This window comes from Pantoea sp. X-Soil-YNGN-775, assembly GCF_059730575.1.
This window is the reverse complement of sequence record NZ_AP035945.1, coordinates 593,243-606,438: the sequence shown is the minus strand read 5'-3', so window position 1 is coordinate 606,438 and position 13,196 is coordinate 593,243. Positions and strand designations below refer to the sequence as shown.

The 13,196-nt window shown below is 56.6% G+C and carries 13 protein-coding genes and 3 tRNA genes; 8 read left to right on the top strand and 8 right to left on the bottom strand.

Going from position 1 to position 13,196, the window contains the following annotated elements; genetic code table 11:
- Window positions 1–12 precede the first annotated feature (12 nt).
- Window positions 13–453 carry a ribosomal protein S18-alanine N-acetyltransferase gene (gene rimI / locus AC6I8I_RS02720; protein ID WP_497828307.1) on the bottom strand — a complete coding sequence of 147 codons (441 nt, stop codon included), beginning with the start codon at window positions 451–453 and terminating at the stop codon, window positions 13–15.
- Complete coding sequence (locus tag AC6I8I_RS02715; RefSeq protein WP_497828306.1) at window positions 425–835, bottom strand: DNA polymerase III subunit psi; 411 nt, start codon at window positions 833–835, stop codon at window positions 425–427. Before AC6I8I_RS02715 ends, rimI begins: the two co-directional genes overlap by 29 nt.
- A 106-nt stretch (window positions 836–941) precedes the next feature.
- Between AC6I8I_RS02715 and rsmC the strand changes: the two genes are divergently transcribed.
- The 4 genes from rsmC to AC6I8I_RS02695 all read left to right on the top strand — a co-directional run bounded on the left by rsmC (window position 942) and on the right by AC6I8I_RS02695 (window position 2,443).
- Complete coding sequence (rsmC, locus tag AC6I8I_RS02710) at window positions 942–1,973, top strand: 16S rRNA (guanine(1207)-N(2))-methyltransferase RsmC (protein ID WP_497828305.1); 1,032 nt, start codon at window positions 942–944, stop codon at window positions 1,971–1,973.
- 151 nt (window positions 1,974–2,124) lie between these two features.
- Window positions 2,125–2,211: transfer RNA gene (locus tag AC6I8I_RS02705), tRNA-Leu, on the top strand.
- 30 nt (window positions 2,212–2,241) lie between these two features.
- Window positions 2,242–2,328, top strand: a tRNA-Leu gene (locus tag AC6I8I_RS02700).
- Between the two features lie 28 nt (window positions 2,329–2,356).
- Window positions 2,357–2,443: transfer RNA gene (locus AC6I8I_RS02695), tRNA-Leu, on the top strand.
- Window positions 2,444–2,535: 92 nt separating this feature from the next.
- On the opposite strand, the gene AC6I8I_RS02690 is transcribed toward AC6I8I_RS02695, so the two are convergent.
- Entirely contained in the window at window positions 2,536–2,820 is a 285-nt protein-coding gene (locus AC6I8I_RS02690) for a DUF1435 domain-containing protein (protein ID WP_497819620.1), read from the bottom strand.
- Window positions 2,821–3,042: 222 nt separating this feature from the next.
- On the opposite strand from AC6I8I_RS02690, the gene AC6I8I_RS02685 reads away from it, so the two are divergent.
- The 3 genes from AC6I8I_RS02685 to AC6I8I_RS02675 all read left to right on the top strand — a co-directional run bounded on the left by AC6I8I_RS02685 (window position 3,043) and on the right by AC6I8I_RS02675 (window position 5,673).
- Complete coding sequence (locus tag AC6I8I_RS02685; RefSeq protein WP_312057228.1) at window positions 3,043–4,131, top strand: GGDEF domain-containing protein; 1,089 nt, start codon at window positions 3,043–3,045, stop codon at window positions 4,129–4,131.
- Between the two features lie 189 nt (window positions 4,132–4,320).
- A complete protein-coding gene (fhuF, locus tag AC6I8I_RS02680) occupies window positions 4,321–5,112 on the top strand; it encodes a siderophore-iron reductase FhuF (protein WP_497828304.1) in 792 nt (263 codons plus the stop codon).
- 96 nt (window positions 5,113–5,208) lie between these two features.
- Window positions 5,209–5,673 (top strand): YbaK/EbsC family protein, encoded by a 465-nt coding sequence (locus AC6I8I_RS02675; protein WP_312759716.1) that lies wholly within the window; start codon window positions 5,209–5,211, stop codon window positions 5,671–5,673.
- Here AC6I8I_RS02675 and AC6I8I_RS02670 read toward each other — a convergent pair.
- From AC6I8I_RS02670 to AC6I8I_RS02655, 4 genes are all read right to left on the bottom strand, one after another.
- The gene (locus AC6I8I_RS02670) at window positions 5,670–6,890 is read right to left on the bottom strand and encodes an MFS transporter (RefSeq protein ID WP_497828303.1); all 1,221 of its coding nucleotides are present in this window, start codon (window positions 6,888–6,890) and stop codon (window positions 5,670–5,672) included. The genes AC6I8I_RS02675 and AC6I8I_RS02670 overlap by 4 nt on opposite strands.
- A gap of 215 nt (window positions 6,891–7,105) precedes the next feature.
- A complete protein-coding gene (locus AC6I8I_RS02665; protein ID WP_497819618.1) occupies window positions 7,106–8,119 on the bottom strand; it encodes a nucleoside hydrolase in 1,014 nt (337 codons plus the stop codon).
- 12 nt (window positions 8,120–8,131) lie between these two features.
- Window positions 8,132–9,154: a LacI family DNA-binding transcriptional regulator gene (locus AC6I8I_RS02660; protein ID WP_497828302.1), complete on the bottom strand. Its 1,023-nt coding sequence runs from the start codon at window positions 9,152–9,154 to the stop codon at window positions 8,132–8,134.
- A gap of 66 nt (window positions 9,155–9,220) precedes the next feature.
- Window positions 9,221–10,612 (bottom strand): MFS transporter, encoded by a 1,392-nt coding sequence (locus AC6I8I_RS02655; protein WP_497828301.1) that lies wholly within the window; start codon window positions 10,610–10,612, stop codon window positions 9,221–9,223.
- Window positions 10,613–11,201: 589 nt separating this feature from the next.
- Here AC6I8I_RS02655 and AC6I8I_RS02650 point away from each other — a divergent pair.
- Window positions 11,202–11,756, top strand: coding sequence for a histidine phosphatase family protein (locus AC6I8I_RS02650; protein WP_312057219.1), 555 nt, complete (start codon window positions 11,202–11,204; stop codon window positions 11,754–11,756).
- On the opposite strand, the gene AC6I8I_RS02645 is transcribed toward AC6I8I_RS02650, so the two are convergent.
- On the bottom strand, window positions 11,738–12,703 hold the full coding sequence (locus AC6I8I_RS02645) for a beta-propeller fold lactonase family protein (RefSeq protein WP_312057218.1): 966 nt from the start codon (window positions 12,701–12,703) through the stop codon (window positions 11,738–11,740). The two genes, AC6I8I_RS02650 and AC6I8I_RS02645, sit on opposite strands and share 19 nt — an antisense overlap.
- Between the last annotated feature and the right edge of the window lie 493 nt (window positions 12,704–13,196).

Below are 13,196 nucleotides of genomic sequence, written 5' to 3'. Positions count from 1 at the left end.
TCCTTAACACTGCTACAGCGTCAGCGCCATGATGATGGCATCTTCGCGACCGCTGGCAGTGGGATAATAGTTGGGGCGACGACTGACCTGGTTGAATTCCAGCTGCTGGTAGAGCGCAATGGCAGGCAGATTCGAGGCCCGCACTTCCAGCCACAGCGTCAGCACGTCGCGTTTAATCAGTTCATCAATCAGATGCTGTAACAGCTGGCGGCCAAATCCCCGGCGCTGCCAGGCGGGATCGACCGCGATGTTGAACAGCGAGGCTTCATCCAGCACCACCTGGGTGATGGCGAAGGCGGCCATCTGACCGTCAACGTCGAGCCGCAAATTGAGAAAGCGTTCGCCCTGGTTTCTGGCAAAGGTCTGTTCACTCCACGGAAAGGCGTGACTACGACACTCAATAGCAAAGGCCTGCGCCCGATCGTCAAGGGTGAGAAAAGAGATGGCTGTCATGGTTACACATCTGTTGCCAGAGGGCGCGTTTGGCGGCGCCGCTGCTGATCAGTTCATTGAAGGAGGCGCTGGTTAAGGCCACGCCGTTAAAGGTTTGTTCGCTCTCAACGCCGAGCAGCCATCCTGCGCAATGCAGCGTCTCCGGCAGCATTTGCAGCTGGTCCGGCGTCACGCTCATCACCTGAGCAGGTTGCAGATTAAGCGTATGCAGCACGTCGCGCATCAGCGGTTCGTGCAGGCCGGGCGGCGTCTCAGCCACGATAATCAGCTGCGTCTCCGGTGCCAGCGTGACGGCGATTTCGCCCTGAAGCACGCGCGGGCGGCGCAGCTGATACTGCGTAATTCCCATTTGCTGTAAAAGCCAGTCGCGCCTGGACGTCATGGTGTTACCTGTTCTGCTGCCTGAATGCGACGCTATGCTAGCAAACCCATCGAACATGCGCCAACAAACCACTATAATCCCCGCTCAGATCTTACAGGAGCCCCACATGTCTGCTTTTACCCCGGCCAGCGAAGTCATTCTGCGCCACAGTGATGAATTTACCGCCCGCCATGTTTTATTTGCTGGCGATCTGCAGGATGACCTGCCCGCTCAGCTGGAAACCGCCTCTTCGCGGGTGCATACCCAGCAATATCATCACTGGCAAAACCTGAGCCACCGTATGGGCGAACAGGCGCGTTATGGACTGGTTGCGCAGGCAGAGGATGTGCAGGGCTGCGATACGCTGGTCTATTTCTGGACCAAGAACAAACCGGAAGTGCAGTTCCAGCTGCAAAACCTGCTGTCGCTGCTGCCGGTGGGCTGCGATGTGTTTGTGGTGGGTGAAAACCGCAGCGGCGTACGCAGCGCCGAAGCGATGCTGGAAGAGTGGGTCACGCTGGAGAAGATCGACAGCGCACGCCGCTGTGGCCTCTATCACGGCCGTCTTGATCGCCAGCCGGCCTTCGACGCCAGCGCTTTTGGTCATACCTATCAGCTGAACGATCTGACCGTGCATACCCTGCCGGGCGTGTTCAGCCGCGACGGCCTGGACAGCGGCAGCGCACTGTTGCTGTCGACCTTCACCGCACATACCAAAGGCAAGGTGCTGGATATCGGCTGTGGTGCGGGTGTGCTTGCCGCGTCGTTGCCGGCGCGTTCGCCAAAAGTCCGTCTGTGGCTGTGCGACGTACACGCTGCGGCGATTGAGGCGAGTAAAGCCACGCTGGCCGCTAACGGTCTGGAAGGCGACGTGTTCGCCAGTAACATCTTCTCTGACGTGACTGGTCGTTTCGACATGATTATCTCGAACCCGCCGTTCCATGAAGGCACCCAGACCAGTCTGGATGCGGCACAGACGCTGATCCGCGGCGCGGTGAAGCATCTCAACACCGGTGGCGAACTGCGCATCGTGGCTAACGCCTTCCTGCCCTATCCGCAGGTGCTGGATGAAACCTTTGGCAGTCACGAAGTGCTGGCGCAAACCGGCCGCTTCAAAGTTTATCGCGCCGTTTACGGCCGCGGTGCCAAAACGCGCTAAAGACTTTTCCCGCCGTTAACCGCTTTGCCGGGCTGAAAACGTTGCTTTTTACAGCGATCGTTTCAGCCCGACAAAATAGTTGTTGACGCATTGAGTAAAATCTCTAGAATGCGCCTCCGTGGTTGTAACATTCTCAAGGTGTTACGGGTATGCGAAGGTGGCGGAATTGGTAGACGCGCTAGCTTCAGGTGTTAGTGTCTTAACGGACGTGAGGGTTCAAGTCCCTCTCTTCGCACCAAAATCACAAGTTTCATATCGCGAGCACTGCGCGAAGGTGGCGGAATTGGTAGACGCGCTAGCTTCAGGTGTTAGTGTCTTAACGGACGTGAGGGTTCAAGTCCCTCTCTTCGCACCATTGCGGTGATATGAACAGACAACTCGATGCGAAGGTGGCGGAATTGGTAGACGCGCTAGCTTCAGGTGTTAGTGTCTTAACGGACGTGAGGGTTCAAGTCCCTCTCTTCGCACCAACGTTGTCATCTCCCTGCTTTACGCTTGCTTCCTCACCGTTTCGGTTATCGCCCCGCTTCTGAACGCTATTTCCTCTTGTTGTACGTCATATTTAATTCAGATGAAAATTCACCGACACCGCCGCCAGTCCACCTGCTAATGCCAGGCACGATGGCAGCAGCATATAGTGACGTAAGTGCTGATTAAACAGCATCACAAGGGTCAGCAGCAGCGCCACGATCATCACTCCGCGCCACTGGCTGAAGCTCGGTCCCCATAAGGCGAACAATGGCAGCGCGGCGCACGGCAGCAGAACGCCCCAGGCACTATCCAGTTTCTTCCCCATCATCCAGCTAAATCCCCACAGGCCGCAGGCGGCAAGAATGGCCATCCCCATGATTTAAACCTCAAATGATAAGCATTCCCATTATCATATGACAGTTTTGTGCCTTATGCAGCCTGTTTTTAACTGGCCCGGCCAGGAAGATGACAGACCAGTTGGAAAATGCTAGATTGCGGCCGATAACACTATTAATAACAGCAATAATTTGCTCACTGTCCGGTAAAGCGCTTTGCCGGTTTGCGCGCTGATATTTCAGGGCCGTAACGAGTATTTACAATGAAATTACAATCATATGAAGAACTGAAACACAGCAAATATCGGCTTTCGCTCATGCTTTTGTTGTTTCTTAACGTGGTTATTTCGCTATTTTGTCTGACTCCGATAAAAAAGAGCGAAATGACGTTACCGGTAATTATCGTTGCCATTTTTAGTAGCGCTATATTATGTCTTTGTTTAGTCCGCACTAAACTAAAATTACCGCTATTAAATCCGGTCGCTTTTATACTGGGTGCGCTGTGGGCCTGGCACATTAACTACCGGTTTCATCAGGTATTTTATTTTGATGGCGGCTTTCTGATTATCAGTTTACTGAGCGTCTTTTTTATCAGCGCCATCGCCCTGAGCGATCATCTGCTGGCCTTCTGCCTGCATATCACCCCGCCGGTGGTCACCGTGTTGCTGCTGGATAACGGTGAACACCTGCCGCTGATCCTGCTGAATATCGCCCTGCCGCTGATTGGCTTCTCGCTACAGCATCTGATGCGCCGTCGCGCCGATCACTTTACCCAGCGCCTGATGCGCCAGCTGTATCAGGAGAAAGAAGCCTTTAGCGACCTCAGCATGCTCGATCCGCTCACCGGCCTGTATAATCGCCGCGGACTGAAAAACCGGCTCGACAATATTCTGGAAAACCACGCCGGCAGCCACTATGTCCTGCTGCTGGATATCGATCATTTCAAAGCCTATAACGACAATTATGGTCATGCGATGGGTGATCAGGCGCTGGCGCGGGTTTCGGTGGCCATTCGCGATGCGGTCCGTTCACGGGATGTGGTGACCCGTTATGGCGGCGAAGAATTTCTGGTGCTGATGACCAACGTCAACAGTTCCATTGCAATGAAACTGGCGGAGCGCATTCGTCAGTATGTGGTCGATTTAGAAATTCCCCACCGCTTTAATGAAAAAGTTTCAACTCATGTAACGATTAGCGCCGGCATTGCGCCTATTTACGATAATGAATTTGATCAGGCGGTGGCGAACGCTGACCGCGCATTATATGTCGCTAAAAATCAGGGCAGAAATACCATTCTCGCCTGGGAAGATTTACCTAAAGCGCATCACCCGCCGTCCGGCGAACACGCGTAATTCCGGTTCCTGACCGACTATTATCATGCCGTGACGGCGTTATAGCGGTTTTTCATTCTATTAGTTCCTGTTCCTGACTTAATTCCTTTCTGCGGCCCGCGCCTGAACCTGCTGATGTTTTGTACGGCTTGAAGAGTGAATCAATAACGATTATCATTTGCTTTCTTATCTACTCTCTCGCGAGTCGACATGGCACCCGTAACCGCTCAGGAAAATCGCTTTAGCTCCCAGTCGATGATCTTCCGGCAAAACGACCGTCCGCTGGCGGAAAGTTTGCAGCAACGGCTATTGCAGCAGCCCGACTATCTGCAGCAGTCGATTAAGCTCGATCAGCCGGCCGCGCACGATTGCCTGACGCTCGCCGACTGGTCACAGCCCGCCGTGTTTACGCCGCTGATTCAGCGTTACAGCGACTATCTCTATCGCGATCATCCTGATGCCGTACGGGAAGCAAAACCGGTGCTGTCACTGTGGGCGCAGTGGTATTTTGGTCTGCTGCTGCCGCCGCTGATGATCGCCCTGCTGCAGGAGCCACGCGTGCTCGACTGCTCGCCAGAGCATATCCGGGTGGAGTTTCAGCACGGTCATCCCGCCGCGTTCTGGATTGCGGTGCAGGAGGATGAGGACGCGCACTATCTGAATGCGCAGCAGCGCCTCGATCGGCTGATACAGCAGCATCTGATCCCGGTGGTGAACAGCATTACCCGCCACGGCGATATCAATGCCCGACTGATCTGGAACAACATGGGCTTCTCATTTCAATGGTTCCTCGGCGAGTTAAAAAACGCGCTCGGGGACCTGCAGGTCGCTCAACTGGAGCAGGCGCTGTTCTTTAACCAGCAACTGCTGGATGGCAGCGATAATCCGCTCTACCGCACCATGATCCCCCGCAACGGTGAACTGGTTCGTCGCAGCTGCTGCCAGCGTTACCGCATCCCCGATGTAGCACAATGCGGCAACTGCACCTTAAGCAGCAGCTGATCGCGACGCCTTCTGCCACTAAATCTCCTTTTATCTCGTTTACAGGCTTCGAGGCTTGTGGCAATTTTTACGCCTTCGATCAGCCTGGAGAAAAAGATGAGCCTGGAGTCAGTACGCCAGTTCTTTGCCGAACACGCCCCTGAAATTGAGATTATTGAGTTGGCCGAAAGCACCGCAACGGTTGATATGGCCGCCCGCGCCCACGGCGTGATGCCGGGCCAGATCGCCAAAACCCTGTCGTTGAAAGTTAAAGATGAAGTGGTGCTGATCGTCACGCGTGGCGATGCCCGGCTGGATAATCGCAAGCTGAAAGCGGCGCTGGGGGCCAAAGCGCGAATGCTCAGCGTGGATGAAGTGATTAACTGGACCGGCCATCCGGTCGGCGGCGTCTGCCCTTTCGGGCTGGAAAATCCGCTGACCGTTTATTGCGACGTTTCGCTGCGCAGTTTCGACGAGGTGTTACCCGCGGCGGGCGCCATCCATAGCGCCGTGCGTATCAGCCCGCAACAGATGGCTGAGCTGACCGCTGCCCGCTGGGTCGACGTCTGCGAGGCGCGTTAATCAGTCTGCCTGGCCACCGCGCCGGAAATTTCGATGCCGCGCGTCTCGCGACCAAACGCCACCAACAGAGAGATCAGCACGGCGACCGTGCCCGCCACTATCGCCATGCCCAGTCCGTAATTGCCGCCGTGGGCTTCTGCAATACGTGATTGCAGCGTGGCGTTGACCGAAGCGATCAGATTCCCCAGCTGGTAGACAAAGCCCGGCAACACGGCGCGTGCGTTGGCCGGAACCAGCTCGGTCAGATAGGTTGGAACAACGCCCCACGCGCCCTGCACCATAAACTGCATCAGGAATGCGCCGATGCCGATCGCCCATGAGCCGCTGGAAAAAGCCCACAACGGCAAAATCGGCAGCGTCAGCAGGGACGCCAGAATAATCGCTTTTTTACGGCCGATACGCTCAGACAGCGAGCCAAAGCAGATGCCGCCCAGCATCGCCGCAATGTTGTAGCCGATGGCGATCAGGCTGACGGTATGGGCATCAAACTGGTGCTGCACTTTCAGGAAGGTGGGATAGAGATCCTGAGTACCGTGACTGAAGAAGTTAAAGCAGGCCATCAGCAGCACCATATAGAGACAGATTTTCCAGTGCTGACGAACGATCGGCATCAGCGCCGAGCTGGTTTTATGCTGGCGTGCCGCCAGCCAGACCGGGGATTCCGGGACCTTAAAATAGATAAACGGCAGCAGCAGAATCGGTACGGCGCCAATCAGGAACATGCCCCGCCAGCCAACCGTGGCAAACAACAGGCCAAAGACAATCGACGCCAGCAGATAACCGCACGGATAGCCCGCCTGGAAAATACCGGACATCAGCCCGCGTGAACGATCAGGAATGGTTTCCATCGCCAGCGACGAGGCCACGCCCCAGATGCCGCCCATCGCTACGCCGTAGATCACCCGGAACGCCAGAAACGCGCCAAAGGTTGGTGACCAGGCGGAGAGCAGTTCAAACAGCGAAAACAACACGATATTCAGCATCAGAATCGGTTTGCGGCCGTAGCGCTCCGCCAGACGACCAAACAGCAGCGCCCCGATCGGCCGCACCGCCAGCGTCAGCATAATCGCCAGCGAGACCTGCGAAACCGAAGAGTGAAAATAGTGCGCCAGATCGCTGAGCACAAAAACCAGAATGAAGAAGTCGAAAGCATCCAGCGTCCAGCTGGCAAAACTGGCAAACGCCACGTTTCGCTGGGTCGGAGTCCAGTTAAGCATGTCACTATCCTGTCTGAGCGGCTTCGGCACGGCGGCCGGAAAGAGGTTGGCGCAACCGGCAGAACGGTTGCAACTTTGTTAACCATTTGTATATATCATGTCGGAAAGGTTAGCGTGCTACGTAATTGTCAGCCGCTGCTTCAGGCTGTAAATAAGCGTGTCAGAGAGGAGTTTCAGGGAGGATACGGGGCGGGTTGCGCCCCGGTTTTCAGGCTTCAGGCTTCAGGCTTCAGGCTTCGTGCTTCAGGCTTCAGGCGACGGAAAGCCTGTTCGATGATCGACAACAGCCGGGCATTATCAACGCGATGCAATACGTGCACTAACGCGCCACACTCCTGCGCAATGCCGGTGGTAACGCGCAGCGGCTGACGATAACGCCAGCTTTTACCGCGCGTCGGCCCGGCCCGCAGTTCGATATCTACCCGGTAATCGATGCCGGATGCCACCCGCTGATTCAGCAGCCAGGCGATCACCAGCGCATCGTGGATCCAGCAGCCAGCCAGCTGGCGGGTCTGCATCGAATAGTCGATCCACGGCCGCAGGGTTTCGCGCACAAACTGCGTCAGCGGATGATCAACCGCGGTCAGTCGCGTTAGATCCTGCTGGGTCAGCAAGGTCTGGGTGGTGACATCCATCGGCACCAGCGTCAGCGTGGCACCACTGTGCAATACCTGATGCGCCGCTTCCGGATCGAGACCAAAATTGGTGTCTTTGATGTAATCATCCAGCGCGAATACGCCGCCCATGATCACAATCTCCGCCACCGCTTCCGCCATCGCCGGATAGCGCTGCATCGCCAGCGCCACATTGGTCAGCGGGCCAATCGCTACCAGCGTAATCTCACCCGGATTGTCGCAAATCAGCTTGCCGATGGCGTCTGCCGCCTCACCCGCATCCGCCGGTAAATCCGCGGGCTGGCGCACATCCTGCCATAGCGTGCTGAGTCCTGTCTGGTTCACCCGGTTATCCAGCGCCTCACGCCAGGGGATCGGATCTTCCTGAAGCGCCTGCTGCGCGCCCTGCACCACCGGAATGGCTAAGCCCAGCCGGGTCACCAGATCTTTGGCGACACGCGTTCCCAGCTCACAGGGTGTGTTGCCCGCCACGGTGGTAATTAACTCCAGCGACAATGCCGGAGACGCCAGGGCCAGCGCAATCGCCAGCCCGTCATCGGTGTTAGCACCGGCGATTCCGTTGCCCGGATCGCAATCAATAATTATTCTTTTCATGGTCTTATAAGATTAACTCTGCCGTTGCGGTTTACAGCCGCAGGATTCGCCGATTTCAAGATAGTGGGGAAACTCTTTCAACTGTGCTTCGTTCTGCCCCGCTTTCAGCATCTGAATAGCGCACCGCGCCATCTCACGCAGCGGCTGTCGCACGGTGGTTAAGGTCGGGACGTGAAAGGCGGCGTGTTCAGTGCCGTTAAAACAGACCAGCGCCACATCCTGCGGCACGCGAATCTGCTGTTCGGAGAAGGCGCGCAGCGCGCCAAGCGCCTGGCCTTCGTTACTGGCAAACAGCGCACGCGGCACACGACGCTGTGCCATCATGGTGCGGGCCGCCGTATAACCGCCTTCCCGGCTGTAACTGGCTGGAAAGATCAGCGACTCATCAACCGGCAGGCCATGCTCCTGCATCGCGTCACGCCAGCCCTGAATACGATCCTGGGCGTTGAGCATCTCTGTCGGACCGCTGATCATCCCAACCTGCTGATAACCGTGGCTCAGCAGGTGCGACGTTACCTGCCAGGCCGCCTGGCGCTCATTGACCCGCAGCATACTGACGCCCGGCTGCGGCTCGACCCGTTCCAGCATCACCAGCGGCGTCCCACTGGCTTTAATCATTTCGATGTAGGGATGGCGATCGACGCTGTTATAAAACAGTCCATCCACCTGCCGGTTCAGCAGCCCCTGAATCAACTCCAGCTCGCGCTTGCGATCGTCGCCAGCATCGCCCAGCAGCATCACGTGACCGTGATTCAGCGACTCCTGCAGCAGCACATGCGCCATTGAGGCGACAAACGGGTTGCTGATATTGGGCACCACCAGCCCAAAGGTTTTGGTATTACCGGAGGCCAGGGCGCGCGCCGCAGCGTTTGGCCGGTAACCGGTCGCCTGAATCGCTGCCAGCACCCGCTGACGTGTCGCATCGGCAACCGGACGTGGCCCGTTATTAATCACATAACTGACCACCGCCACCGAGGTGCCCGCCGCTTTCGCGACCTCACTGCGGGTGACTTTTCCTGTTAACGACTTAGCCACATCACTTTCCTCCATAAACAAAGCAGGCCGCATTACACGGCCTGCTGTACTTTTTTGCTTGTCCGGCTAGATGGCGTCATCCGGCAGGTTGAGATCCCGCCCTCGCGTCTCGGGGGCGACAAAGGTTGTCAGGAATCCGACGGTAGCCATTGCCGAGAAATAGACCGCAATCGGCCACCAGTGACCGCTGTAAGAGAGCATCGCCGCGGCGATCAGCGGCGCGGTGCCGCCAGAGAGAATGGATCCCAGCTCTTTGGCCACCGCCATTTTGGTGTAGCGGTGATGAACGCCGAACATCTCCACGCCCCACGCCGCCTGAACGCCAAAAATACCCAGCGATGCCAGCGCCATCCCCACGACAATCACCGGAATGACCAGCACCGGCTCACGGCTATCCAGCAGCGTAAAGGCCGGCCAGGCGTAGAACATCAGCAGCAGGCAGAACACGCGATAAACTATCTGGCGGCCAAAGCGGTCCGACAGCCAGCCCGCGCAAGGGATAATGACAAAGCCTAGCAGCGACGCCAGAAAAACGGCGGTGGTCGGCACCGATTTATCCACCATCAACACCTTAGCGACGTAACCGACAATAAATCCCTGCGCCAGATAAGAGGGGCCGTTCTCGCCGATACGCAAACCCACCATGGTCCAGAAGGCGCGGGTACGCTGAAAGAAAGGACGCGAATCGACCGCGGGCTGCGCCGCCAGTACGCCCGCACGTTCCGCTGCCATCTGCGCTTTTTTACGTTCAAATACCGGCGTTTCACGCAGGTGACGTCGAATCAATAAGGCGACCAGCGCAATCAGCGCACTGCTGAGGAACGGAATGCGCCAGCCCCATTCGAGCAGGCTCTGCTGATCCATCTGCACCACGATCAGCCAGACCAGCGAGGCCAGCAGCGTACCGCTGTTGGAACCAAGCGCGATCACCGAAGAGACCAAACCGCGTCGTTCCACCGGCGCATATTCGCCCAGCATCACCGTACCGCCCGACAGTTCAGCGCCGGCACCAAAGCCCTGGGTAAAGCGCAGCAGCACCAGACAAGCCGGTGCCCAGACGCCAATTGAGGCATAGCTGGGGATTAAACCGATAAAGGTGGTGGAGGCGCCCATCAGGATGATGGTGGCGATCATCACCACTTTTCGCCCTTTGCGGTCGCCGAGCCAGCCGAAGAACAGTGCGCCAATCGGGCGGGCAACAAAGCCGACCGACCAGGTCGCGAAGCTGGAGAGCAGTGCCATCGCCGGGGTCGATTCCGGGAAGAAAACGTCACCAAAAATAATGCCGGCGGCAAGGCCATAGAGCGCGAAATCCGCGTACTCCATAGCGGTACCTAACCAGCATGAGAAAGTGGCGCGCCAGAAATCTTTGCGGCCAGATGTGGTATTAAACCGCTCGTCGGCGGCTGAGGAGGAAGGCAGTGATGCCTGCTGCTTAACGGTGCTGTGTGCCGTCATAACCCTGTCCCTGAATGAGTATGCAGATCGATAAACGCCCGTCCATGGGTCGGTTCCCTGCGTGTAAGCGGAACATCCCGGTGGCAACGTTCAGTTGACTAACCATGATGAAAGGTTAATGGATTCCCTGGTGTTGGAATCTGACCCTTCGCTCGCTTTCGCCGATCTTTTTTGACCGGTCGCTTTAACGAAGCGAATGTAACTTCACAATCAATGGCGCCTGCTGTGCATCGTGCACCGTGAGCAATCACTGGAGACACAGTGTATCTACGCGCGTAGATAAATCAATAGATCTTCTGATGATTTGTTAGATAAACTTCATTATCACGTCAGGTCACCACAGCTTTTTATCGCAAATTCAGCGAGTTAACCGTGAATAATCGCGCATAAAAAATACACCACAGCGGGCAAAATAGCATTTTCTCTTAACATTAAGCTAAATCAAAATGCCGGCCCCTTTCATCGCGCCCCGTTATCGCACTGCACGGTTACCGTGGCATGACAGCCTGGTGATTCTCCGAAAAAAGAACCGGGGATTGGCAAATGCAGACAATGCTTTACCCTGAAGGGAAAGCGAGACAGGAGAGTTATGACGATTATTCTCATGCGGCACGGTAAGCCCAATCACCAGCCTGGCGGACGGCACAACGTGCAGGCGCTGGCGGACTGGTGCGAAGCTTACGATTTGTCACAGGTCAGCGACGGACCGCCGCCGCGTAGCCTGTCTATTGCGCGTCAGGCGACGGTGGTGGTGTGCAGCCCGCTGCCACGCGCGCGTTCTTCCTTGCACCAGCTCGGTTTACAGCCGCATGAGGTCGACGCGCTATTCAGCGAGGTGGCCGTGCCGCTGCTACCGGGCAGCCAGCTCCAGCTTCCCACGCTGATCTGGCTGGCGCTGCTGCGGCTGCTGTGGCTGTGCGGTTATGCCGGCCAGTCAGAGTCATTGCAGCATGCCCGCCATCGTGCTTCGCGGGCGGCCGATCGGTTAATTGAACATGCCCGCCACGGCACGGTGCTGCTGCTGGGACACGGCATCATGAACAAGATGATTGCCCGCGAGCTGCGCAAACGTGGCTGGCAGGCGGAAAAGCACGCCAGCAGCCGCCACTGGAGCTCGGCGATTTATCATCGTCCGTTTATCTGATCGCGCGCATAGTAGCTCAGTACTTCGCAACCGGTGCCGACTCGCGGCGTAGCAATCACTTTCCGCTGGGCCAGATCGATCACGCTCAGGGTGCCATCGCCCTGATTAGCGATCAGCAGCAACTGCTTGTCAGGGCTGAAGCAGCCATCCATCGGCAGGTTGCCGACCGCGATATCACCCAGCGGATTCAGCAGATCGTCAAACAGGGTCACAAGCGGCTCACCGTCCCCAATCGCCACCAGCTGTTCCCCATCCGCGCTAAAACGCACCACCTGACAAGGCTGCTGATGACCCGGCAGTGCCAGACGCTGGCGAATCCGATGGCTTTGCCGATCGATAACATACAGCAGCGGCGCGTCGGCGGCGCTGGCAACCAGGTACGGATGTTTTGGTGAGGCGGCGATGCCGGCAATCGGCCCCGGCAGCAGAATGGTATCGATGATCCGCCCTTCCGCTTCGCACAGATCGACGACCGTAATGGTGGCGTCCTCTTCGTTGTCGGTAAACAGCTTGCGGCCGCTGGGTGACAACGTCAGGCGATGTGCATTATGGGAAGGGATCGGAATCACTTTTTCTACCCGATCGGTGAGCGGGTCGATCACCGCCACCGCGGCACTCTGCTCACAGCAGAGATAGACTTTGCCATCGCGACCCAGCTGACCACTGTGCGGCGCCCGCAGGGGCGACAGATCGATAAAGCCGCTGATCTGCCGATGCTGTAAATCAATTATCGCCACTTTATGGCCCGGATGTGGATTGTCGCCGTGAACGCCATCGCCATAAATCGGCACATAGGCTTTGCCCCACGCCGTCAGCATCAGCAGTTCATGCGGTCGCGGTGGAAAGGCGTTCAATTCCCGCTCGACCGCAAAGGTCTCCGGGTTAAGAAACAGGACGCGATTGCCGCGTTTATCTACCGCCAGTAAACCGTGAGAATCATTCTGCATGCGCGCTCCTTTCTCAGTAAGATCCTCTTAAGCGTAGACAATCGTCAACGCGCGGCACGCTGTCAGCGATTGATGAGCCGGGCTAACGCGACAGTTTAAGCCCAATCCGCTGCCGAACATGCCATCAGGCCGCAGCAGCGGCGATGACTCCGATAGGTGATTCAGACTTTCCTTATACCGGCGAAAAAGAGTGATTAAATAAATAATACAGTCCGCTTAATCTATTATTTTCATCGGCTGCCCGAATTATTTCCGTATTATCCGAAAGTCAAAAAAAGAAATAGCTTATAAGTAAAGAATGTTTTATTAAAAAGGTGCAGTGCAATTTAAACAGCCGTGAGGAAACTATCGCGCGCTTTTTCACTGCGCCACCATCAGGGAAACCCTTTAATAATTCCCGCACTGATTGAGATTGCCGCCAGACTGCATCGCCCCGCCATCGCGTTAATTATGGGGCGCGCAGGGGCGGCAATATGACGGGAAAATAAAAACA

Bases quoted from the DNA above. Each gene is read 5' to 3' on its own strand.
- AC6I8I_RS02670 (WP_497828303.1), bottom strand. From the start codon at position 6,890: ATGCTTAACTGGACTCCGACCCAGCGAAACGTGGCGTTTGCCAGTTTT.
- AC6I8I_RS02665 (WP_497819618.1), bottom strand. From the start codon at position 8,119: ATGAAAAGAATAATTATTGATTGCGATCCGGGCAACGGAATCGCCGGT.
- rsmC (WP_497828305.1), top strand. From the start codon at position 942: ATGTCTGCTTTTACCCCGGCCAGCGAAGTCATTCTGCGCCACAGTGAT.
- AC6I8I_RS02690 (WP_497819620.1), bottom strand. From the start codon at position 2,820: ATGGGGATGGCCATTCTTGCCGCCTGCGGCCTGTGGGGATTTAGCTGG.
- rimI (WP_497828307.1), bottom strand. From the start codon at position 453: ATGACAGCCATCTCTTTTCTCACCCTTGACGATCGGGCGCAGGCCTTT.
- AC6I8I_RS02650 (WP_312057219.1), top strand. From the start codon at position 11,202: ATGACGATTATTCTCATGCGGCACGGTAAGCCCAATCACCAGCCTGGC.
- AC6I8I_RS02655 (WP_497828301.1), bottom strand. From the start codon at position 10,612: ATGACGGCACACAGCACCGTTAAGCAGCAGGCATCACTGCCTTCCTCC.
- AC6I8I_RS02685 (WP_312057228.1), top strand. From the start codon at position 3,043: ATGAAATTACAATCATATGAAGAACTGAAACACAGCAAATATCGGCTT.
- AC6I8I_RS02675 (WP_312759716.1), top strand. From the start codon at position 5,209: ATGAGCCTGGAGTCAGTACGCCAGTTCTTTGCCGAACACGCCCCTGAA.
- fhuF (WP_497828304.1), top strand. From the start codon at position 4,321: ATGGCACCCGTAACCGCTCAGGAAAATCGCTTTAGCTCCCAGTCGATG.
- AC6I8I_RS02715 (WP_497828306.1), bottom strand. From the start codon at position 835: ATGACGTCCAGGCGCGACTGGCTTTTACAGCAAATGGGAATTACGCAG.
- AC6I8I_RS02645 (WP_312057218.1), bottom strand. From the start codon at position 12,703: ATGCAGAATGATTCTCACGGTTTACTGGCGGTAGATAAACGCGGCAAT.